Source organism: Janthinobacterium sp. TPC_1, from assembly GCF_056037845.1.
The window spans coordinates 4204353-4225885 of record NZ_CP195157.1 but is presented as its reverse complement, the minus strand read 5'-3'; the positions used below and the strand labels follow the sequence as shown (position 1 = coordinate 4225885).

Genomic DNA, 21533 nt, shown 5'->3' with positions numbered 1-21533 from the left:
ATAGAGCCGCCCGCAAGACCGTACAACCATAATCAATAACGAACATTTACCATCTGGAGCCACACATGAACATTCCTGCAGACCTGAAGTACACCGCTTCCCACGAATGGGTACGCCTTGAAGGCGACGGCACCGTCACCGTCGGCATCACCGAATACGCGCAGGACGCCCTGGGCGACATCGTCTTCGTCGAACTGCCAACCGTGGGCAATACCTATGGCGCCGGCGACGATGCCGCCGTGGTGGAATCGGTCAAGGCAGCGAGCGACATCTACGCGCCAGTGGCCGGCGAAGTCGTGGCCGTCAACGACGACGTGGTCAACTCGCCTGAGTCGATCAACGCCGACGCCTACGCCAACTGGCTGTTCAAGATCAAGCCAGCCGACGTGTCGGCCCTGGACGGCTTGCTCGACGCTGCCGCCTATGGCGCCACCACCAGCGCATAATCGCGTTTGATTCACGGGCCGCAATTGCGGCCCGTTTGCTTTTTTTCTGCGCTGCGCCCGCGCGCCGCCTCCCGGTTTTTCAGTCTTTTTTGGCCTCTATATCATGACCCGCACCAGCCTGACCCAACTCGAAGCACGCGATGCCTTCATCGCCCGCCACATCGGCCCCTCTTCCACCGAACAGCAAGCCATGCTGGCGACCCTCGGCTATCCATCGCGCGCCGCGCTGATCGACGCCCTGGTGCCAAGCAACATCCGCAACAAGGGCGCCCTGCCCCTGGGCGCCTACTCGCAGCCGATGCCGGAACAGGAAGCGCTGTCGCGCCTGAAAGCCATCGCCGGCAAGAACCAGGTACTCAAATCCCTGATTGGCCAAGGCTATTACAACACCTTCACCCCCGGTGTCGTTTTGCGCAACATCTTTGAAAATCCCGCCTGGTACACGGCCTACACGCCTTACCAGCCTGAGATTTCGCAAGGCCGCCTGGAAGCGATCTTGAATTTCCAGCAAGTGATCACCGACCTGACCGGCATGGGCATCTCGAACGCCTCGATGCTGGACGAAGGCACGGCCGCCGCCGAAGCGATGACATTGATCCAGCGCGTGGGCAAGTCGAAGTCGAACGTGCTGTACGTCGCCAATGACGTGCTGCCGCAAACGCTGGAAGTGGTGCAGACGCGCGCCCAGCCGATCGGCATCGAAGTGCGCACGTTTGATCCGGCTGAAATCGAGTCGCTGGACGCCTGCTTCGGCGTGCTGCTGCAATACCCTGGCGTAAACGGCTTAGTCCGCGACTACCGCGCCGGCGTGGAAAAACTGCACGCGAATGGCGCCATGGTCATCGTCGCGGCCGACCTGCTGGCCCTGACCATGCTCACGCCGCCTGGCGAATGGGGCGCCGACGTCGTCGTCGGCAACAGCCAGCGCTTCGGCGTGCCGCTCGGTTTCGGCGGCCCGCACGCGGGCTACCTGTCCACGCGCGATGAATTCAAGCGAAATATGTCGGGCCGCCTGGTGGGCGTGACCGTCGATGCGCAAGGCAACAAGGCGTACCGTCTGGCCCTGCAGACGCGCGAACAGCACATCCGCCGCGAAAAAGCGACCTCGAACATCTGCACGGCGCAAGTGCTGCTGGCCGTGATGGCCTCGATGTACGCCGTCTACCACGGCCCTGCCGGCCTGCTGCAGATCGCCCAGCGCGTGCACCGCTTTACGGGCGTGCTGGCCGCCAACCTGAAGACCCTGGGCCACAAGGTCATTAACACCACCTATTTCGACACCCTGACCATCCAGGTCGCCGATGCGGAAAAACTGCACGCGGCGGCACTGAAGCACGGCGTCAACCTGCGCAAGGTCGACGCCACCCACGTCGGCGTGTCGCTCGATGAAACCACGACGCGCGACGATATCGCGCTGCTGTGGAACGTCTTCGCCGACGGCGTCGCCAACGCGCCTGCCGCGCCGGACCTGGATGCGGTTGAAGCGGGCGTCACCAGCGCCCTGCCGGCGCAGCTGGCGCGCGAGAGCGCCTACCTGACGCACCCCGTCTTCAACAGCTACCACTCGGAACACGAAATGCTGCGCTACCTGCGCAGCCTGGCCGACAAGGACCTGGCGCTGGACCGCACCATGATCCCGCTCGGCTCGTGCACCATGAAGCTGAACGCGACGAGCGAGATGATCCCCGTCACCTGGCCCGAGTTCTCGAACATCCACCCGTTCGCGCCCGATGCGCAAACGGTCGGCTACCGCGAAATGATCGCGCAGCTGGAAGAGATGCTGTGCGCGCTGACGGGCTACGCTGCCGTCTCGCTGCAGCCGAACGCCGGCTCGCAGGGCGAATACGCGGGTCTGCTGGTGATCAAGGCGTACCACGAATCGCGCGGCGAAGGCCACCGCAACATCTGTCTGATTCCATCGTCGGCGCACGGCACCAACCCTGCCTCGGCCAACATGGTCGGCATGCAGGTCGTCGTCACCAGCTGTGACGCCAACGGCAACGTGGATCTGGCCGACCTGAAGGCGAAAGCGGAAAAGCACAGCGCCAACCTGGCGTGCGTGATGGTCACCTACCCATCCACCCACGGCGTGTTTGAAGAAGGCATCCAGGAACTGTGCGAGATCATTCACTCGCACGGCGGCCAGGTCTACATCGACGGCGCCAACATGAACGCGCTGGTCGGCGTGGCCGCTCCCGGCTCGTTTGGCGGCGACGTATCGCACCTGAACCTGCATAAAACCTTCTGCATCCCGCACGGCGGCGGCGGCCCAGGCGTCGGCCCGATCGGCGTGGGCGCCCACCTTGCGAAATTCCTGCCGAACCAGCGTTCGTCGGGCTACCAGCGCGACGTCGCCGGCATCGGCGCCGTCAGCGCCGCGCCATTCGGCTCGGCCAGCATCCTGCCGATTTCGTGGATGTACATCGCCATGATGGGCGCGGAAGGCTTGACGGCAGCGACCGAGACGGCGATCCTGGCGGCAAACTACATCGCGCGCCGCCTGGCGCCGCACTACCCTGTGCTGTACTCGGGCCACGACGGCCTGGTCGCGCACGAGTGCATCCTGGACCTGCGCCCGATCACGGACGCCACCGGCATCAGCAACGAAGACGTGGCCAAGCGCCTGATGGATTTCGGTTTCCATGCGCCGACCATGAGCTTCCCCGTGCCGGGCACCTTGATGATCGAGCCGACGGAAAGCGAATCGAAAGCGGAGATCGACCGCTTCATCGACGCCATGATCGCCATCCGCGCGGAAATCGCCAAGGTCGCCAGCGGTGAATTCGACCACGACGACAACCCGTTGAAAAACGCGCCGCACACGGCACAGGTATTGATGTCGGACAACTGGGAACGCAAGTACAGCCGTGAAATCGCAGCCTACCCCGTCGCCTCCTTGCGCCAGCGCAAATACTGGCCACCGGTCGGCCGCGCCGACAACGTGTACGGCGACCGCAACCTGTTCTGCGGCTGCGCGCCGATCAGCTCCTACGAAGAGGAATGACGCCAGACCAAACCTACTGCGCGTCGCGCTTTGCGGCCGGCGATGCTCACCGTACTAGAGTACGGTTGCGCTTCTCGGCCACAAATCACTGACGCTCGCTACGGTTTTGTCAGGCGTCGAAACTCAGCAATCTAGAAATAAAATCCCGGCAAAAGCCGGGAGTATTAAATTAAAACAGAACGGCAGGCCGCAAGGTCTGCCGTTTTTTATGCGCGCTCTACAGCGCCAGCAAGACGGCGCCCGGCAGCCCCAGCACGGTGCCCAGTATCGTCAGCAACATGACGTCGCGCCGCTCACAGCGGGTGCGGTGCGAGCTCCAGGCGGCGAACAGCAGCGCCACGGCCACGCCGCTGAGCGAGATTCCCACTTCCGTCATGCCGTCTCTCCCATCATAGTTTCTTCCTTCATCGTTCTCATCCTTTCATTGACTGAGCAAGCTACCTATCGGTAGGTAGCCAGTGTACAATAAAAAAGACGGCAGTGTCCATGCCGTGTTTTTTGACGATACAAAGGAAGCGCAATGCAGCAGCAAACCCCTCTCCCCGCCGCCAGTCTCGGGCTGGCGGCTTCCCTGGCCCTGGTGGCCGTGCTCGGCCCGGCCGGCATCGACATGTACCTGGCATCGATGCCGGCCATGGCGCGCGAGCTGCACACCTCGTATGCGAACGTGCAGCTGAGCCTGACCGTTTTCCTGCTGGCTCTGGGCGGCGGGCAGCTGCTGTGCGGGCCGCTGACCGACATGCTGGGCCGGCGCCGCCCGCTGCTGGCCGGCATCGCCGTCTACATCGTGGCGGCCGTGTGGGCGTCGCAGGCGGAACAATTGACCACCCTGCTGCTGGCGCGCACGCTGCAAGGCCTGGGTGCGGCGCTGACCCTGGTCGTGGTGATGAGCATGGTGCGCGACGTGGCCGATGGCGTCACAGCGGCGCAGCTGTTCGCCCTCCTGATGACCATCGTCGGCCTGGCGCCCGTGCTGGCGCCCGCCGTGGGCGGCTTGCTCGACGCCCATTACGGCTGGCGCGCCGTGATGCTGGCCCTGGCCGCGCTGGGCGCCTTGACCCTGCTCAATAGCGCGCTGTTCCTGCCGGAAACCTTACCCGTCGCCAAGCGGGTCTCGCCGCGCGGCATGCACCGCACATATGCGCGCATCGCGCTCGACCGCGCCTTCCTGCTGCCCGCACTGGCCCTGTCGGCCGCGTTCTTTTTCCTGTTTGCGTATATCGGCGGCGCGTCACTGGTCTACCAGCGCGATTTCGGCCTGTCCGCCGGCAGCTTCGGCCTCGTGTTCGGCGCCACGGGCGTGGCCGTGCTGCTCGGCGCCATGCCAGCGGCCGCCTGGTGGAAACGCAGGGCGTGGCGCGCCTCTGCGTGGCGGGCAGCCTGGCCATGCTGGGCGGCGCGGCACTGGCCCTGCTCGGCGCCTGGGCCGGAGGGGGAATCATGGCCGTCGTCCCCGGCATGTTCGTGGCCCTGTTTGGCCTGGGCATCGCGGAAGCGGCGCTGATGGCCATGGCCATGGGTTCGCAGCAGCGCGCCCTCGGTTCCACGGCGGCATTGCTGGGCGCCATACAGATGAGCTTATCGTCGCTGGCCACGCCGCTGGCGGCCGGCCTGTCCGAGCGGGGACCGCTGCCGTGGCTGCTGTTCTTGACCGTGGCCGGCCTGCTGGTATCATGGCTGACCCTGGCCGCTGCGCGCATCCATCCGGCACACGCCAGCAGCCTGGGCGCGCACTGACGCTTCACCCAACTACTACCCTCATATGAAGAAACGCTCGGCCTCGGCCGATAACATCTGCACCGTCGCCGTCGTGCACTTTTCCGAACACGGCTACGACGCCTCGTCCCTCAGCGACATCGCCGCGCAGGCGGGCATGCGCAAGGCCTCGCTGTACTCCCACTTCGCCGGCAAGGACGCCCTGTTTCTGGACGTGTTTGCCGACGCACTGGCCGAAGAGCAAGCCTTCATGGACGCCTGCTTCGCCGACGAGGCGGCGCTGGCGGCACCGGGCGGCCAGCTGGCCGGTTCCCTGTACTGCGACCGCATGGCACAGCGCTATGCCGATTCGGCCCACTTGCGCTTTTTGCTGCGCACGGCGTACCTGCCGCCCGCGCCCCTGCGCGTGGAAGTGGGCACGGGCTATGAAGCGTTGCTGGCGCAATTGCAGCGGCACTACGTGGCCAGCCTGGGGCGATTGGCGCCCGCCCTGCCGCCGCAACGCATCGACCTGTATGCGCAAGCCTACCTGGGCATCGTCGACAGCCTGCACGTGGAACTCATTTACGCTGGCGGCGCCGCGCTGCAGCAGCGCCACGCGGCGCTGTGGCACATCCTGGCCGATTCACTTTCCTTAAGCACCTGTAAGCCCTCCTGAAATCGAACCTGCCTGACCTTCTGCGGTTCAACACCCTCACCGTCACCGACAAGGAGTATCCCATGGTAAAGCGTATCGTCTGGAAGGAAGGCGACCTGGTCAGCCTCAAGCTGCGCGAGAATTTATATGCGCTGGCACAGATGACCAGGAACTCGATCATGCGCTTTTACGCTGCCAGCAGCGCCACCGGTGACTGGAGCGGCCTGACGCTCGATACGACACCGGTCCTTTTCAGCGGCTTTGTCGGGAAAATCGTCTTGCGACAGCTTGCCGTCGAGCAAATCCCAGCGGGTAGTCCTCTGATTGTCGGCGACCATGAACGCTATTGGTTGAGGCCGCTTGTCAATTTTGAGGGAGGCTTCCCGTTTCGCGGTGCCGATCTGGTCGATCTGGGTGCTGACTGTGCCCTCGACTACAGCGTGATACCCGCGCTGAAAGAAGAACTGGCACTGCCCGCAAGCCGCGACCTGATCGAACGCCATGAGCTGACCAATATGTGGGGCGATGCAGACCTCAGCGACAGGCTGTGCCGCTATTTCGATACCGGCGTCAACCGTGACGATTTGAAGTTCGAAGTCTTTCCCGGTCTATGGACGGATCGTCAAAGCATGCGTCCGCTGACCCGGCGCTTGCCGGTTCCGCTGAGATAAGCGTGCACAAGCGGGTGCCGGCATTGCCAGTACCAGGCACCACGCGCCTTGCAAATGCTTCAATAATTCCGCTTCAAAATAGTTTCCACAGCAACCATTACGTATAGCACCGCGTCGTGTCGAGGCTATACACGACGGAATTGAGCGTGGTGTGCACGATCTGAAACAACGCGCCGTCCCAGCGGGACTTGCTGAAGTGGGAGGTACGGTCCAGGTAGCCTGGCGTGCCGGTGATGCCGTCGACAGCCAATGGTTTTCCGGCTTTGTCGACGAGGTGAGCTTGCCACACCTCGCCGATGGCCGGGCCAAGGCACCGGTAGACTTCGACGCGATATTGTCTGTCCGGCGACGAACGCCATAATTTGCGCACCGGGATGCGGAGTGTAAACGCGCAGTCGCGCACACGGCGTGCCGCCTGATTGACGGCCTCGGCCTCGGCACCACTGGCCAGCCGGACCAGCACCGCCGTCAGTTCCAGCAGCATGCGCTCCTGTTGTGCGGACGGGGAACAGGCCATGTAGGCGCCGATATCGAAGTCTTCCACATAATAGCTGGTGCAGCCCAGCACCTGGCTGCACTGCGCCTCGCCGGCCGGTTTTTCGCCGAAGATGACGGACAGGAGCGAAGAGCCATCAAGGACGAAATCGGACGGCAAAAAATGCATCAGCAACTGCCGCACATGATGCGCGCCCGGATGGAAAGACCAGGCGTGCTGGTTGGAATAACTGATTGGCGTTTCCACCACCCTGATCTCTTTGAGTCTTGCCATATGACCAATGCCTTTCATGGGCCTGTCTTGACTGCCTTTTCGTCGAACATGACGGTTTGCCCCGATTATAACAATCGAGGCCAGGACGAACGCCGGCAGAAAAGCGCTGGCCAAGACCCGGTCAACATTACGCTTCGGTAATGTTGACGATCTTTGCTTGACCTTGTCTGCATGCACTTTTATCATCGCTGCATTATTCATTTTACGGAGTCCCACGTGGGTACTTGTTCTAGTGACAGTAGCCGATCCTGTATCGGCGATTGCCTCGGCAGCTAAGCAGCAAGCAACGCGGAATTCCCTTTCCTCCGTGCCTTGCTGAGCAAGGTGCGGTGTCTCGCGCGGCCAGTCCGGCTGCGCGCCTCTCCCTCCCTCTTTCCGATCGCGACCGGCTACTGACCCGGATTGCCCGCCAGCACTATTGTGTCCTGGCGGCACGCAAGTCTTGCCTGCGGCTGCGCCGCCCGTCAACACCTCGTCGTGAAAGGAAGAGCCATGAACCTCTTCACCCGCTTATTCGAATCGTTCCTGCGCAAGCGCCATACGGCCGGCAACTTCCGCCGCCGCGCCATGCCGCTGGAAAACAGCACGGCCCGTCCCGTGCCAGACCATCTGGCGCGCCAGTTGCTGGCCGCCGCCCATGAAGACCTGGACAGCGCCCTGAACCGCCTGCACACGCGCCTGGAAGGCTTGCGCGATGCCGAAGCGCAAGTGATCGGCGCGCAAACGGGGCCGAACGAGGTCGAGCATGAAAAGCCGCTGGCCTGGTACCAGCACCTGTGGCTGTGCTACAAGAATCCGTTCAACCTGCTGCTCACCGTGCTGGCCATCGTTTCCTACCTGACGGAAGACCCGAAGGCGACCATCGTCATCGGCACCATGGTGATTTTGTCGACCCTGCTGCGCTTCGTGCAGGAAGGCCGCTCCAACCGCGCCGCCGAACGCCTGAAAGCCATGGTCAGCAACACGGCCACCGTGCTGCGCAATGGCCAGCAGACGGAATTGCCGATCCGCCAGCTGGTGCAGGGCGACATCATCGTGCTGTCGGCAGGCGACATGATGCCCGCCGATTGCCGCTTGCTGTCCGCAAAAGACCTGTTCGTCAGCCAGGCGGCCATGACGGGTGAATCCTTGCCCGTGGAAAAGATGGCCGAACTGGCCGACGCCCATGGCAAAGACCCGATGGAACTGGCCAATCTGCTGTTCATGGGCACGAATGTGATCTCGGGCGCGGCCACGGCGCTGGTCTTGGCCACCGGCAACCGCACGTATTTCGGCACCATCGCCACGCGCGTGACGGCCACCGAGCGCACGCCGACGGCGTTCGAGGCGGGCGTGAACAGCGTCAGCTGGCTCCTGATCCGCTTCGCCCTCGTGATGGCGCCGCTGGTGTTCCTCATCAATGGCTGGACCAAGGGCGACTGGATGGAAGCGTTCCTGTTCGCCCTGTCCGTCGCCGTCGGCCTGACGCCGGAAATGCTGCCCATGATCGTCACCAGCACCCTGGCCAAGGGCGCCGTGAAGTTATCGAAAAAGAAAGTCGTCGTCAAGCGCCTGGACGCGATCCAGAACTTCGGCGCCATGGACGTGTTGTGCACGGACAAGACAGGCACCTTGACGCAGGACAAGATCGTGCTGGAACGCCATACGGACGTGTTCGGCCAGCCGTCCGATGAAGTGCTGCAATTTGCCTACCTGAACAGCCACTACCAGACGGGCCTGAAAAACCTGCTGGACCGCGCCGTGCTCGACCACGTGGAATTGCAGACGGAAATGCAGCTGGCCCGCGATTACGTCAAGGTCGATGAAATCCCGTTTGATTTCGTGCGCCGCCGCATGTCCGTCGTCGTTTCCGAAAAGAATGATCACCATGAACTGATCTGCAAGGGCGCCGTCGAGGAAATCCTCGCCGCCTGCAGCCATCTGCGTCTGAACGGCGTCAACGTGCCGCTCGATGCCGCCCTGCTGGACAAGGTGCTGGAAACCACGCATGGCCTCAACGCGGAAGGTTTGCGCGTAGTGGCCGTGGCCGTCAAGGAAGTGCCGCCCCATAAGACCGTGTACGGCGTGGCCGATGAAACGGCGCTGACCCTGATCGGCTATGTGGCCTTCCTCGATCCGCCGAAGGAATCGACGGCGCCCGCCCTGCGCGCGCTGGCGGAACATGGCGTCACCGTGAAAGTATTGACGGGGGACAACCACCTGGTGACGGCGAAGATTTGCCGCGAAGTGGGCCTGGCCGTGCATGGCGTGCTGCAAGGCCCGCAGCTGGACGAGATGGACGATGCCACTCTGGCCAGGGCGGCCGAGGACAACACCGTGTTTGCCAAGCTCAGCCCGCTGCACAAGGAACGCCTCGTGCGCGCCCTGCGCGGCAATGGCCATATCGTCGGCTTCATGGGCGACGGCATCAACGACGCGCCCGCCCTGCGCGCGGCCGACATCGGCATTTCCGTCGATTCGGCCGTCGATATCGCCAAGGAAGCGGCCGACATCATCCTGCTGGAAAAAAGCCTGATGGTGCTGGAAGAAGGCGTGCTGGAAGGCCGCCGCACCTTCAGCAACATGCTCAAATACATCCGCATGACGGCCAGCTCGAACTTCGGCAATGTGTTTTCCGTGCTGGTGGCCAGCGCCTTTTTGCCGTTCTTGCCCATGCTGCCGCTGCACCTGCTGGTGCAAAACCTGCTGTATGACGTGTCGCAGATCGCCATTCCGTTCGATAACGTCGACGCCGAACTGATCCAGCAGCCTTTGACCTGGAACCCGCGCGACATCGGCCGCTTCATGGTGTTTTTCGGCCCCATCAGCTCGATCTTCGACATCAGCACGTTTATCCTGATGTGGCATGTGTTCGGCGCGAATACGCCGGAGCAGCAAACCCTGTTCCAGTCCGGCTGGTTCGTCGTGGGGCTGTTGACGCAGACGCTGATCGTGCACCTGATCCGCACGCCGAAGCTGCCCTTCATCGACAGCATCGCGTCCGTGCCCCTGCTGGTGGCCACGACCCTCATCATGGCCGTGGGCGTGTTCCTGCCGATGGGACCGCTGGCGACTTACTTCAAGCTGCAAGCATTGCCGTTGGGCTACTTCCCCTGGCTGCTGGGCATCCTCGTCTGCTACACCGTGCTGACGACGTTCATGAAACGCGTGTATCTGCGCAAATTCGGCTGGCAATAGTATGATGAGCCGCTCTTTCCCCTACAAAAGGCACGCATGAGCGGCTCCTCCCTTCCGAAACGTCATCTCGCCCTGCTGCTGTCGGCCCTCGTCTTTCCCGGCAGCGGGCATTTTGTCTTGCAACGCAAGGCCCGCGGCTGCCTCTTCCTCGTGCCGGCCCTGGTCGCGCTGGCGATCGTATTGCGCCAGATCATGGCACGACTGGACCAGGTAATGGCACAGATCGACAGCGGCGCCCTGCCCCTGGACGTGCAGCTGATCATGGAAAAAGTGGAGGCGCTCTCCGCCAATGACGGCCCCGCCATGACGGTGGCCGTGTGTGTGCTGGCGGCGTGCTGGATAGGCAGCCTCATCGATACATGGTTCCTCAAACCATGACGGCGGAAGCAGAGGCGCGCAAACTGCGCAAGGAAGCGAAGATGCAGGCGCACCGCGCCCAGCTGGCGCTCAAGCGGCAGGACCATGGCGGGCCGCTGGCCTGGCGCGGCTGGTTCGACGGTTCCGCCCACCCGAACCCTGGCAAGCTCGGCATAGGCGCCCTGCTGCTGGGGCCGAACGGCGAACGCATCGAGGTGAGCGAGGCGGCCGGTTACGGCAGCAGCAGCGATGCGGAATATGCGGCCCTGACGGCCGTGCTGAAGGCGGCACTGGCCGTGCGTCCGCCGCCCGCGCAACTGCTGCTGTACGGCGACAGCCAGGTGGTGATCAATGACGTACTGGGAACGGCGGCGGCTGGCGCCAAGGGGCTGGAAACGCAAAGGGCCACCGTAGTGGCCCTGCTGGAACAATTACACGATGTAACGCTGCGCTGGCTGCCGCGCCACAGGAATGGCGAGGCGGACCGGCTGTCGCAGCTGGCGATCGCCGGCTGGGTGGAGAAAGATTAAGCGGCGCGGCCGATCCGCAAGGTATCTTGCGGTGCCTTGGCCGCCGGGCGTTTCATCCCCTTCAAACCGCTGACGCTGGCCTGCTGGGCATTGAGCTTGAACACGCTGACGACCTGCGCCAGGTTATGCGCCTGGTGCTGCATCGATTCGGCGGCCGCCGCCGATTCTTCCACCAGGGCCGCATTTTGTTGCGTCACGGCATCCATCTGGCCGATGGCGCGGTTGATTTCGTCGATGCCCACGCTTTGCTCGCTGCTGGCGGCCGTGATTTCCGTGATGATGTCGCTCACGCGCTGCACGCTGTCGACGATATCGTTCATGGTCGAGCCTGCCTGCGCCACCAGCATGCTGCCCGCATTGACTTGCTCGACCGACGCGCCGATCAGGGTCTTGATTTCCTTCGCCGCCGACGCCGAACGCTGGGCCAGGTTGCGCACTTCGGACGCCACCACGGCAAAGCCGCGCCTGCTCACCGGCGCGCGCCGCTTCCACGGCCGCGTTCAGGGCCAGAATGTTCGTCTGGAAGGCGATGCCGTCGATCACGCTGATGATGTCGACGATCTTGTTCGACGACGCATTGATCGATTCCATCGTGCCCACCACCTGCGCCACCACCTCGCCGCCCTTGACGGCCACTTGCGCCGCCGAGGCCGCCAACTGGTTCGCCTGGCGCGCATTGTCCGCATTCTGTTTCACGGTACTGGTCAGCTCTTCCATCGACGAAGCTGTTTCTTCCAGGGAACCGGCCTGCTCTTCCGTGCGGGAAGACAGATCTTGATTCCCTGCAGCAATTTCCGTCGACGACGTGGCGATGCTGTCCGTGCCCGTACGCACTTCGCTGACGATATTGAGCAGGCTGGTGTTCATATCCTTGAGCGCTTGCAGCAGTTGGCCCGTTTCATCCTTGGCGCTGGCATCGATCTGTGCCGTCAAGTCGCCATCGGCCACCTTGCGGGCGATGTCCACGGCCGTGCGTGCGCAGGGGGCGCACGATGCCCATCGTCAAGACCCAGGCGCAGACGACGCCAAAGATCAGCGCCAGCGCGGCCAGCGCCAGCATCAGGTTGCGGCTGGTCTTGGCCACTTCGTCGATATCGCGCGCCGTGGCGTCGATACTGGCACGCTGGTGTTCCAGCATGTTCATGATGACTTTCTGGTATTTCGTCGAACCGGGCACGAACACGGCCTGGAAGGCCTTTTCCGCTTCTTCCGTCTGGCCGGCCGCCTTCAGCTTCGATACTTGCTCACGGGCATCCAGATACACCTTGCGCATTTCGCTGACCTGGCGGAACAGTTCCGTTTCTTGCGGGCCGGAAATCAGGGCTTCGATCTTCTTTTGCAGTTCACTCGAGACGACGGACGACTGTTTCGCTTCGTCCGCAAAATACGGCCCCAGCGAGGTGTCGGCGCTGCGCACGATGGCCGTGGTGCGGCGGATGCCGCTGTCGATCTTGCTGTACCAGTCGGAAATATAACGTTCCTTGGCCAGCGGCTGCTCCATCATGGTGCGCGTGGCCGTCGCCACATCGTGCAAGCGCCACACGCTGATGCCCGTGATGACCATGGAAAACAGCAAAATCACGGCAAAACCCAGGCCGAGGCGCACACCAATACTGACGTTTCTTAACAAATTCATGTGAATATCCTGAAAAAGCGGAACCAGACTATATAAAAGGAGACAGCAGAAAGCGGCTGCACGGGGCAGCCGCGCCAGCGTCAGCGTTTGCCGATGCGCAAGGCGGTTTGCGGCGCTGCCGGGCGTTTTTGCGCAGGTGCTACATCCTTCGCACCGCTGCCGCCGGCCCGCTGGCCATTCAACTTGAACACGCTGACGACTTGCGCCAGTTTGTGCGCCTGGTGCTGCATGGATTCGGCGGCGGCGGCCGACTCTTCCACCAAGGCTGCATTTTGTTGCGTCACAGCATCCATCTGGCCGATGGCGCGGTTGATTTCGTCGATGCCCACGCTTTGCTCGCTGCTGGCCGCCGTGATTTCCGTGATGATGTCGCTCACGCGCTGCACGCTGTCGACGATGTCGTTCATGGTCGAGCCTGCCTGCGCCACCAGCATGCTGCCCGCATTGACTTGCTCGACCGACGCGCCGATCAGGGTCTTGATTTCCTTCGCCGCCGACGCCGAACGCTGGGCCAGGTTGCGCACTTCGGACGCCACCACGGCAAAGCCGCGGCCCTGCTCACCGGCGCGCGCCGCTTCCACGGCCGCGTTCAGGGCCAGAATGTTCGTCTGGAAGGCGATGCCGTCGATCACGCTGATGATGTCGACGATCTTGTTCGACGACGCGTTGATCGATTCCATCGTGCCCACCACCTGCGCCACCACCTCGCCGCCCTTGACGGCCACTTGCGCGGCCGAGGCCGCCAACTGGTTCGCCTGGCGCGCATTGTCCGCATTCTGTTTCACGGTACTGGTCAGCTCTTCCATCGACGAAGCTGTTTCCTCCAGGGAACCTGCCTGTTCTTCCGTGCGGGAAGACAGATCCTGGTTGCCGGCAGCGATTTGCGTCGAGGACGTGGCGATGCTGTCCGTGCCGCTGCGCACTTCACCCACGATATTGAGCAGGCCGGTATTCATATCCTTGAGCGCTTGCAGCAATTGGCCCGTTTCATCCTTGGCGCTGGCATCGATTTGCGCCGTCAAGTCGCCATCGGCCACCTTGCGGGCAATCTCCACGGCCGTGCGCAGGGGGCGCACGATGCCCGTCATCAACAGCCAGGCGCACACGATGCCGAAGGCCAGCGCCAGGGCCGACAGCAACAGCAGCAGCTTGCGGCTGGTAATGGCGATGTCATCGATCTGGCGCGCCGTGGCGTCGATGGTGGCGCGCTGGTGTTCCAGCAAGCCGTAGACCATCTTCTGGTATTTGGCGGCGGCAGGCACGAAGGTCTTTTCAAACACTTCGTTGGCGGCCTCGACCTGGGACTCGCCCTTGAGCTTGTAGACCTGGTCGCGCGAGCCGACATAGACTTCGCGCAATTCCAGCAGGCCGGCGAACATGGCCTGCTCTTGCGGATCCTTGAGCAGCGCCGCGATCTTCTTTTGCAGGACCGCCGAGCTGGCGGTCGATGCTTTCGACTCTTCGGCAAAAAAGCCGCTCAGCGACGTGTCGCTGCTGCGGGCGATGGCGATCGTGCGCCGCACGGCGCTGTCGATGCGCGTATACCAGTCGGAAATATAACGTTCCTTGGCCAGTGGCTCTTCCATCATCGTGCGCGTGGCGCTGGCCACGTCATGCAAACGCCAGACGCTGATGCCGGTAATAAGCATGGAAAACAGCAAAATGACGGCAAAACCCAATCCCAGACGCACCCCGATGCTGACGTTTCTTAACAAATTCATGTGAACCATCCTAATATCCTGAAGACGCGCCCTGCAGCCCGCGCCAAGGGCAGCGTGGCGGACGCCGCCAAATCTGTCCTGACAAGTAAACTGGCGCACGGTTCGGTTGAACCGTGCGCCAGGAAAATGCGCTAGCGTGCTCCCTGCGGAAACGATATGCAATACTTAATGTCAATAGTTTTTGACAATATGGAGGGAAATTCTGTTCACTACGGCATTACGCCGCCAGTTTCTCGATCAAGCCCATGTCGGCGCTGGACATCAGCTGGTCGATATCGACCAGGATCAGCATGCGCTCGTCGATGGTGCCCAGGCCGATCACGTATTCCGTGTCGATCGAGCGGCCCATGTCCGGCGCGGGCTTGATCTGTTCCGGCATCAGGGTGGTGACGTCGGAGACGCGGTCGACGACCATGCCGACGACGCGGTTGCCGATGTTGAGGATGATGACGACGGTAAACTGGTCGTAGCTGGGCGTACCCAGGTTGAACTTGATGCGCATGTCGACGATGGGCACGATGATGCCGCGCAGGTTGACCACGCCCTTGACGAACTCGGGGGCGTTGGCGATGCGGGTCGGCGTTTCATAGCTGCGGATTTCGCTGACTTTCTGGATGTCGATGCCATACTCTTCCTGGCCCAGGGTAAAGGCCAGGTATTCGGCAGCCTTGGCAACGGTAGTGCCAGTGTCGCTGGAATTGGTGTTCATGATAATCCTTTCGTTAACTCGCCTGGGGCGCAGGCCAAGGCACGCTGCGCGCAAGCCTTGGACGTGGCAAAAACCATCCACGAGGGAATGGCTGCCACTTGTAGGTTTTTTTGCAAATACTTTCTCGCAATTAGCTTATGCTTCTAATTTCCGTGCGGCAATGTTACCCCATGTAAATTTTACATGCACTAAAAAAGAGCACTCGGCGGTTTGAATATTTTCCAAAATGCAATTACTGTGGCAAATACAGTACGCCGGCGCACTTGGCCGGCCGCCGCACGCGGCGGCGTTTTATGCCACACTGGCGGCCCCTGCTTTTTACGACTTTGAACCATGGATTCTTTGCTTTCTCAATGGCAGCCACGCCTGCTGGCGCTGGCCACGACCGGCCTGGGCGATGACGGCGCCCACGACATCAACCACCTGCACCGCGTCTGGCGCAACGCCAGCGTCCTGCTGCAGGACCATGCGCAAGCGGATGCCCTCACCGTGATGGCCGCCTGCTATCTGCACGACCTCGTCAACCTGCCGAAAAATCACCCCGAACGGCACCTGGCCTCGCGCCAGGCGGCCGCCCTGGCTTGCCGCCAGCTGGCCGAACTGGAATTCCCGGCAGAAAAACTGGCCGGCGTGGCACACGCCATCGAGACGCACAGTTTTTCCGCCAACCTGCCGCCGCACACGCTTGAAGCGCAGATCGTGCAGGATGCCGACCGCATCGACGCGCTGGGCGCCGTGGGACTGGCGCGCCTGTTCTACACGGCGGCGCGCATGGATAGCGCGCTGGCGCATGGCGCGGATCCGCTGGCCCGGCATCGCGAACTCGACGACAAGGCATACGCGCTCGACCATATCGTCACCAAGCTCGATAAACTACCCGGCAAAATGCAGACGGCGGCCGGCCGCGCCCTGGCCGAACAGCGGCTGGCCGTGCTGACGGATTTCCGCGCCGCCTTTGCGGACGAGTGGGGAATTGCCGCATAGCATGGGTGGCGATAGCCAGCAGCGCGCATGCTGTCTATAATGCAAGGCTCAGCGATCGCGCCGCGCGCCAGCAGAACACTGCCACGCGCCAGCGCTTTGCCAACGCGCCGAAAGCATGCATGTCCGATAAAACCCGCCCCGATAGCCATTCCCCGTCATCCCCCGCCCCAAAGAGCGCCGGCAACCTCAATTTCATCCTCGCCTGCGTCTTCATCGACATGCTGGGCATCGGCCTGGTGGTGCCCGTGCTGCCCATCCTGATCGGCGATTTTGTCGACGGCAAGGATGCGCAGGCATTCTGGTACGGCATCATGGCGGCCGTCTTCGGCTTGCTGCAGTTCATCTTCATGCCCATGCTGGGCGCCATCAGCGACCGCGTGGGCCGCCGTCCCGTGCTGCTGTACTCGATGGCCGGCATGGGCATCAATTTCCTGGCCACGGGCTGGGCGCCGAACCTGGCTTGCCTGTTCATCGGCCGCATCATCGGCGGCGTCTCGTCGGCCAGCATGTCGGTCGCGTCCGCCTATGCATCCGACGTGTCGACGCCGGACAACCGCGCCAAGAGCTTCGGCAAGATCGGCGCCGCCTTTGGCCTGGGCTTCATCTGCGGCCCCATGCTGGGCGGCCTGCTGGGCGAGATCAACCTGCACCTGCCGTTCTACGTGGCGGCGGGCCTGTCGGCGGCCAATTTCATCTACGGCTATTTCTGCGTGCCCGAATCGCTGCGGCCCGGTCCCCGCGCGCCATTTACCTGGGCGCGCATCAATCCGTTCGCCGCCCTGATGAAACTGGTGCGCCGCGTGGAAATCCGCGGCCTGGTGCTGGCCTTCGGCCTGATGACCTTTGCGCAAATGATGCTCAACACTACCTGGGTGCTGTACACGCACTTCCGCTTCGACTGGACGCCGCGCCAGAACGGCATCGCCCTGTTCTGCGTGGGCCTGTGCGCGGCCGTCGTGCAGGCGGGCTTGCTGGGCATCCTCATCAAGCGCTTTGGCGAAGTGCGCCTGTCGCTGCTGGGCATGGCTTCGGGCGCCCTCACCTACCTGCTGTACGGCCTGGCCACGCAGGGCTGGATGATGTACGCCTTGATTTTGTGCAACCTGCTGGCCTTTGCCGCCGGGCCCGCCCTGCAGGGCATCATCTCGAAATCATCGAAGGCCAGCGAACAGGGCGAACTGATGGGCTCCCTGCAATCGATCAGCAGCCTGGGCATCATCATCATGCCTTTGCTCGGCAGCATGATCCTTGGCGAAGTAAGCCACTTGCCGCCGCAAGACTGGCGCATCGGCAGCACCTTCTACCTGTGCGCCATCATGCAAACCCTGGGCATCGTGGTGGCCTGGCGCTACTTCCAGGCACAGCGCCAGGCAAGACTTGCGGTTTCCACCACAAAGTAGTCGGCGGGATAATATTGCATTTGAGAAATAAATAGGCGAGAATGGGATAATCAAGCGGACGTTGCCGACGCCCGCGCTACGATGGTGAGCAAGGATGGGTATGACTGACTTTTATTCCAGCGCCTGGCGCCGGACCGTGGCCATGCTGGCGCTGGCGCTGCCCTCGCTGGCGGGTGCACAGTGCTCGCGCGACATCCAGGTGCCCGTCTCGGCCATCGGCGCCAGCGTGGTGGTCAATGGCGCCACCATCGGCGGCATCTATCCCGACTTGCTGCGCAGCATGGGCGCCAAGCTCGGCTGCAATTTCATCTTTACGGCCGTGCCCCGCGCGCGCCTGGAAGCGATGTTCGAGACGGGCAAGGCCGACCTGCTGATCCCCGCCAGCAGCACGCCGCGGCGCGACCAGCACGGCCTGTTCATTCCCATGCTGGGCAGCCGCCCCCTGCTGATCTCGCTACAGGGCGCGCGCACGCCCATCAACACCATGCAGGAACTGATCGAGCGGCGCGAATTGCGCGTGGCGCTCGTGCGCGGCTACGACTATGGCGCGCCGTACCAGGCGCTGGCCAAGGAGCTGAGCAGCCAGGGCCGCCTGTTCTACGAAGTCGACGCGCTGTCCGTGGCGCGTTTGATGCAAAGCGGCTTCATCGACGCCACCATCATGGCCCCCACCATCCTCGCCGGCGTGGCGCAGAACGATGCGCGCGTGTACGGCCTGGCCGACCGTTTGCGCCTGGAAGCCTTGCCGGAATTGCCTTGGGGCATGAGCGGCGTCTACCTGTCGCGCAAGTCGCTGACGGCGGAAGACCAGGCGACCCTGCGCGAACTGCTGGACAAGGCGGGCCGCTCGGGCTCCCTGATGGACGGCTTCCAGCGCCATCACCGCCAGGAACTGTTGTCGCTGAGCATACGCCCGCGCTAAGGCCTGCATGTCCGGCCTCGTCGTCGCCGTCGTCCTGTTTGCCGCCCTGCTGCACGCCAGCTGGAACGCCATCGTCAAGTCGGGCAAGGATACCTCTCACGACCGTGCTCGTCTCCGTGGGCGCGGCGCTGATTTCCCTCCTCGCATTGCCTTTCGTCAATGCTCCCGCCCCCGCCAGCTGGCCTTACCTGGCCGCCTCGGCCGTGGCCCAGCTCGCCTATTATTCGCTGCTGGCGGCCGCCTACAAGGCGGGTGACATGAGCCATGCCTATCCATTGATGCGCGGCAGCGCGCCATTGCTCGTGGCGCTGGCCAGCTGGCCGCTGATCGGCGAGCGCCTGTCGTCCATGCAGATGGGCGCCGTCGCCTGCATCAGCGCGGGCATCTTCGGCCTGTATTTCGCCGCGCGCCTGCCCGCCGCGGCCGGCGCCGCGACAAACACGGGGCGCGCCACGGCCTTTGCGCTAGGCAACGCCTGCGTCATCGCCAGCTATACCCTGATCGACGGCATGGGCGTGCGCCTGTCCGGCGCGCCAGCCGCCTACACGATGTGGATTTTTGTGCTGAACGGCGCCGGACTGCTGCTGTGGACGGCCTTGCGCCGTCCGGCCGATTTGTTTGCGTATGCGCAAACGCAATGGCACCTGGCCGCCCTGGGCGGTTTCGGCACCCTGGCGTCATATGGCCTGGCCCTGTGGGCCATGACGCAGGCGCCCGTGGCCGCCATCGCGGCCCTGCGCGAGACGTCGATTCTGTTCGCCATCGCCATTGCGGCCCTGTTCCTGCGCGAAAAAATCAGCCCCCGCCGCTGTGTGGCCATCGGCCTGATCGCGGCGGGAGCGGTCTTGATGCGAATCGCCTAGCGGGCGTCCAGCGGCGCGATCGGCAATTCGATGGCGCTGGCCGCCCCTGTCGCGTGGTACACGCGCTGCGTGGCCTTTCTATAATGGCCCGGGTCGGCCAGGAAGATGTTCGGCACGTAGTTTTGCGGGTTGCGGTCGTACAGGGGGAACCAGCTCGACTGTACTTGCACGGCGATGCGGTGGCCCGGCAGGAAGACGTGATTCGCGTTCGGCAAGGCGAAGCGGTAACGCTCCACTTTGCCCGCCGGAATCGGCGTCGGGTGCTCGAAGCTGTCGCGGTAGCGCCCGCGGAAGATATCCATCGCCACGCCCAGCTGGTAGCCGCCCATGGCCGGCTGCGACGGCACTTCGTCCGGATACACGTCGATCAGCTTTACCACCCAGTCGGCATCCGTGCCGCTGGTGGCCGCGAACAGGTTGACCATCGGCGCGCCGGCGATGCGCACGGCCGTTTTCAACGGTTCGGAAACGTAGCTGAGCACGTCCGTGCGGTCCGCATAGCCGCGCTGGTCGCTGACCAGCCATGGCTTCCACACGTCGGCGTCATTGAGGCGCACGGGACGGGGCACGAAAGGCACGGGCTTGGCGGGATCGGCCACGTATTCGTCGAAAGCGCCTTCCGCCGCATCCGCAGCGCCCGCTGGCGCCGCAAAGCCCAGCCTGGAACCATCCTGCAGGTAGATCGGCGTCAGCTTGGTGTCGCAAGTCTCGCAAGCCAGCGGCCACTGCTGCAGACGCTGCCACTGGTTCGTGCCGCTCTGGTAGGACACGACGGGCGCCGTGTTCGCCTCCGGCGCGCCATCCTTCAGGTACTGGTTCAGGAATGGCTGCATGACTTTTTCGCGGAACTGGCGCGCCGTATCGCCGTCGAACTTCAGTGCGCCCAGGCTGGAACCGTCATAGTTGACGCCGCTATGACGCCACGGGCCGATGGCCAGGTAATTGAGGTTGTTGCGCTTGTCGCGCCCTTCCATCGCCGTATAGCTGGCGTAGGGACCATAGATGTCTTCCTGGTCCCACTGCCCCACCACGTGCATGGTGGGCACGATCAGCGGACGCTTGGCCAGGATTTTATCGAGCGCCTGTTCCTGCCAGTAACTGTCGTAGGCCGGATGCTCGAACAGCTTTTTCGTGTACGTCAGCTTGTCGATGCCGAATTTTTTCGCGAAATCACCGGCCGAGCCGATGCGCAGATACGCGTCGTAATCGTCGTAGACGCCCAGCACGGGCGCCTCGCCACTGCCGCGCGCGCTCGTCTGCCACGCCAGGTAGGACAAGCTGGGCATGCGGAAGGCGCCGTTATGGAACCAGTCGTCGCCGCGCCAGCCGTCGACCATGGCGCTCATGGGAATGGCCACCTTCAGCGCCGGATGCGGGTCGACCAGCGCCATCAGCACCGTATGGCCCTCGTACGAGGAACCCAGCATGCCCACCTTGCCATTGCTTTCCGGAATATTCTTCGACAGCCAATCGATGGTGTCCCACGCATCGGTGACATTATCGACCTTGGTATGGTTCAGCGGACCGCGCACGGGGCGCGTCATCACGTAATCGCCTTCCGAGCCATGCTTGCCGCGCACATCCTGGAACACACGGATGTAGCCGTTTTCCACCAGGGTATCGTCGCCCTGCGGCAAGGTGGCCAGCATGCTGGGGCTGGCCGCGCGCTGGGCGCGGCGGGCAGCGTTATAGGGCGTGCGCGTGAGCATGATCGGCGCGCGGCTGGCGCCCTTCGGCACGACGATCACCGTGTACAGCTTGACGCCATCGCGCATGGGGATCATCACCACGCGCTTGACGTAATCATTCATATCGGGCACCACCAGTTTGGCGCCGATATCGGGCGTCATCGGCGGCGTTTGCGGGGTTTGCCGGGTTTGCGCCAGCAAGGGAGCGCTGAACAAGGTACTGACAAGCAGGGCCAGGCCGGTGAGCCGGACGGGGGACGACACGCGCATACTGTTCTCCAATGATTCATGCCACGCAAAAGT

Annotated in this window: 18 protein-coding genes and 1 pseudogene; 13 read left to right on the top strand and 6 right to left on the bottom strand. The window is 63.2% G+C overall.

All coding sequences use genetic code 11. The annotated features are described in order from the left end of the window. Positions 1–65: 65 nt before the first annotated feature. Positions 66–446, top strand: a complete 381-nt coding sequence (gene gcvH, locus ACQVLG_RS20755; protein ID WP_076569743.1) for a glycine cleavage system protein GcvH — start codon at positions 66–68, stop codon at positions 444–446. Between the two features lie 103 nt (positions 447–549). After that, positions 550–3450 (top strand): aminomethyl-transferring glycine dehydrogenase, encoded by a 2901-nt coding sequence (gcvP, locus tag ACQVLG_RS20750; RefSeq protein WP_474290838.1) that lies wholly within the window; start codon positions 550–552, stop codon positions 3448–3450. Between the two features lie 217 nt (positions 3451–3667). On the opposite strand, the gene ACQVLG_RS20745 is transcribed toward gcvP, so the two are convergent. Further along, positions 3668–3826: a hypothetical protein gene (locus ACQVLG_RS20745; RefSeq protein WP_157751005.1), complete on the bottom strand. Its 159-nt coding sequence runs from the start codon at positions 3824–3826 to the stop codon at positions 3668–3670. Between the two features lie 144 nt (positions 3827–3970). Here ACQVLG_RS20745 and ACQVLG_RS20740 point away from each other — a divergent pair, with 144 nt between their 5' ends. The 4 genes from ACQVLG_RS20740 to ACQVLG_RS20725 all read left to right on the top strand — a co-directional run bounded on the left by ACQVLG_RS20740 (position 3971) and on the right by ACQVLG_RS20725 (position 6474). After that, complete coding sequence (locus ACQVLG_RS20740) at positions 3971–4954, top strand: Bcr/CflA family efflux MFS transporter (protein ID WP_474290836.1); 984 nt, start codon at positions 3971–3973, stop codon at positions 4952–4954. Next, positions 4891–5187, top strand: a complete 297-nt coding sequence (locus ACQVLG_RS20735) for a hypothetical protein (protein WP_474290834.1) — start codon at positions 4891–4893, stop codon at positions 5185–5187. The genes ACQVLG_RS20740 and ACQVLG_RS20735 overlap by 64 nt, the downstream gene beginning before the upstream one ends. A gap of 25 nt (positions 5188–5212) precedes the next feature. After that, positions 5213–5824, top strand: coding sequence for a TetR/AcrR family transcriptional regulator (locus tag ACQVLG_RS20730; RefSeq protein WP_230541953.1), 612 nt, complete (start codon positions 5213–5215; stop codon positions 5822–5824). A 62-nt stretch (positions 5825–5886) separates the two neighbouring features. Then, on the top strand, positions 5887–6474 hold the full coding sequence (locus ACQVLG_RS20725) for a hypothetical protein (protein WP_230541952.1): 588 nt from the start codon (positions 5887–5889) through the stop codon (positions 6472–6474). Between the two features lie 97 nt (positions 6475–6571). On the opposite strand, the gene ACQVLG_RS20720 is transcribed toward ACQVLG_RS20725, so the two are convergent. Then, complete coding sequence (locus ACQVLG_RS20720; RefSeq protein WP_474290833.1) at positions 6572–7261, bottom strand: hypothetical protein; 690 nt, start codon at positions 7259–7261, stop codon at positions 6572–6574. 474 nt (positions 7262–7735) lie between these two features. Between ACQVLG_RS20720 and mgtA the strand changes: the two genes are divergently transcribed. Genes mgtA through ACQVLG_RS20705 form a run of 3 tightly spaced genes read left to right on the top strand, consistent with a single transcriptional unit; the run spans position 7736 to position 11307 of the window. Continuing rightward, the gene (gene mgtA / locus ACQVLG_RS20715) at positions 7736–10420 is read left to right on the top strand and encodes a magnesium-translocating P-type ATPase (protein ID WP_474290832.1); all 2685 of its coding nucleotides are present in this window, start codon (positions 7736–7738) and stop codon (positions 10418–10420) included. A gap of 36 nt (positions 10421–10456) precedes the next feature. After that, the gene (locus tag ACQVLG_RS20710; RefSeq protein WP_474290831.1) at positions 10457–10798 is read left to right on the top strand and encodes a hypothetical protein; all 342 of its coding nucleotides are present in this window, start codon (positions 10457–10459) and stop codon (positions 10796–10798) included. After that, complete coding sequence (locus ACQVLG_RS20705; RefSeq protein WP_474290830.1) at positions 10795–11307, top strand: ribonuclease HI family protein; 513 nt, start codon at positions 10795–10797, stop codon at positions 11305–11307. Before ACQVLG_RS20710 ends, ACQVLG_RS20705 begins: the two co-directional genes overlap by 4 nt. Here ACQVLG_RS20705 and ACQVLG_RS20700 read toward each other — a convergent pair. From ACQVLG_RS20700 to ACQVLG_RS20690, 3 genes and pseudogenes are all read right to left on the bottom strand, one after another. After that, a pseudogene (locus ACQVLG_RS20700) lies at positions 11304–12943 on the bottom strand (methyl-accepting chemotaxis protein). The gene ACQVLG_RS20705 and the pseudogene ACQVLG_RS20700 sit on opposite strands and share 4 nt — an antisense overlap. An 80-nt stretch (positions 12944–13023) precedes the next feature. After that, a complete protein-coding gene (locus ACQVLG_RS20695) occupies positions 13024–14664 on the bottom strand; it encodes a methyl-accepting chemotaxis protein (RefSeq protein ID WP_230541946.1) in 1641 nt (546 codons plus the stop codon). Positions 14665–14881: 217 nt separating this feature from the next. Continuing rightward, positions 14882–15373, bottom strand: coding sequence for a chemotaxis protein CheW (locus ACQVLG_RS20690; protein ID WP_230541945.1), 492 nt, complete (start codon positions 15371–15373; stop codon positions 14882–14884). Between the two features lie 333 nt (positions 15374–15706). On the opposite strand from ACQVLG_RS20690, the gene ACQVLG_RS20685 reads away from it, so the two are divergent. From ACQVLG_RS20685 to ACQVLG_RS20670, 4 genes are all read left to right on the top strand, one after another. After that, the gene (locus ACQVLG_RS20685; protein WP_474290829.1) at positions 15707–16357 is read left to right on the top strand and encodes an HD domain-containing protein; all 651 of its coding nucleotides are present in this window, start codon (positions 15707–15709) and stop codon (positions 16355–16357) included. Between the two features lie 119 nt (positions 16358–16476). After that, entirely contained in the window at positions 16477–17757 is a 1281-nt protein-coding gene (locus tag ACQVLG_RS20680; protein ID WP_474290828.1) for a TCR/Tet family MFS transporter, read from the top strand. Between the two features lie 100 nt (positions 17758–17857). Further along, on the top strand, positions 17858–18679 hold the full coding sequence (locus ACQVLG_RS20675; RefSeq protein WP_230541942.1) for a substrate-binding periplasmic protein: 822 nt from the start codon (positions 17858–17860) through the stop codon (positions 18677–18679). A gap of 104 nt (positions 18680–18783) precedes the next feature. Next, positions 18784–19542 (top strand): EamA family transporter, encoded by a 759-nt coding sequence (locus ACQVLG_RS20670; protein ID WP_474290827.1) that lies wholly within the window; start codon positions 18784–18786, stop codon positions 19540–19542. Here the strand turns inward: ACQVLG_RS20670 and ACQVLG_RS20665 are convergent. Then, positions 19539–21500, bottom strand: a complete 1962-nt coding sequence (locus ACQVLG_RS20665; RefSeq protein ID WP_474290826.1) for a CocE/NonD family hydrolase — start codon at positions 21498–21500, stop codon at positions 19539–19541. The two genes, ACQVLG_RS20670 and ACQVLG_RS20665, sit on opposite strands and share 4 nt — an antisense overlap. Positions 21501–21533 lie beyond the last annotated feature (33 nt).

Bases quoted from the DNA above. Each gene is read 5' to 3' on its own strand.
- ACQVLG_RS20695 (WP_230541946.1), bottom strand. From the start codon at position 14,664: ATGAATTTGTTAAGAAACGTCAGCATCGGGGTGCGTCTGGGATTGGGT.
- ACQVLG_RS20690 (WP_230541945.1), bottom strand. From the start codon at position 15,373: ATGAACACCAATTCCAGCGACACTGGCACTACCGTTGCCAAGGCTGCC.
- mgtA (WP_474290832.1), top strand. From the start codon at position 7,736: ATGAACCTCTTCACCCGCTTATTCGAATCGTTCCTGCGCAAGCGCCAT.
- ACQVLG_RS20730 (WP_230541953.1), top strand. From the start codon at position 5,213: ATGAAGAAACGCTCGGCCTCGGCCGATAACATCTGCACCGTCGCCGTC.
- ACQVLG_RS20680 (WP_474290828.1), top strand. From the start codon at position 16,477: ATGTCCGATAAAACCCGCCCCGATAGCCATTCCCCGTCATCCCCCGCC.
- ACQVLG_RS20745 (WP_157751005.1), bottom strand. From the start codon at position 3,826: ATGACGGAAGTGGGAATCTCGCTCAGCGGCGTGGCCGTGGCGCTGCTG.
- ACQVLG_RS20675 (WP_230541942.1), top strand. From the start codon at position 17,858: ATGACTGACTTTTATTCCAGCGCCTGGCGCCGGACCGTGGCCATGCTG.
- ACQVLG_RS20725 (WP_230541952.1), top strand. From the start codon at position 5,887: ATGGTAAAGCGTATCGTCTGGAAGGAAGGCGACCTGGTCAGCCTCAAG.
- ACQVLG_RS20710 (WP_474290831.1), top strand. From the start codon at position 10,457: ATGAGCGGCTCCTCCCTTCCGAAACGTCATCTCGCCCTGCTGCTGTCG.
- ACQVLG_RS20665 (WP_474290826.1), bottom strand. From the start codon at position 21,500: ATGCGCGTGTCGTCCCCCGTCCGGCTCACCGGCCTGGCCCTGCTTGTC.
- ACQVLG_RS20740 (WP_474290836.1), top strand. From the start codon at position 3,971: ATGCAGCAGCAAACCCCTCTCCCCGCCGCCAGTCTCGGGCTGGCGGCT.
- gcvP (WP_474290838.1), top strand. From the start codon at position 550: ATGACCCGCACCAGCCTGACCCAACTCGAAGCACGCGATGCCTTCATC.
- ACQVLG_RS20705 (WP_474290830.1), top strand. From the start codon at position 10,795: ATGACGGCGGAAGCAGAGGCGCGCAAACTGCGCAAGGAAGCGAAGATG.
- ACQVLG_RS20735 (WP_474290834.1), top strand. From the start codon at position 4,891: ATGGCCGTCGTCCCCGGCATGTTCGTGGCCCTGTTTGGCCTGGGCATC.
- gcvH (WP_076569743.1), top strand. From the start codon at position 66: ATGAACATTCCTGCAGACCTGAAGTACACCGCTTCCCACGAATGGGTA.
- ACQVLG_RS20720 (WP_474290833.1), bottom strand. From the start codon at position 7,261: ATGAAAGGCATTGGTCATATGGCAAGACTCAAAGAGATCAGGGTGGTG.
- ACQVLG_RS20685 (WP_474290829.1), top strand. From the start codon at position 15,707: ATGGATTCTTTGCTTTCTCAATGGCAGCCACGCCTGCTGGCGCTGGCC.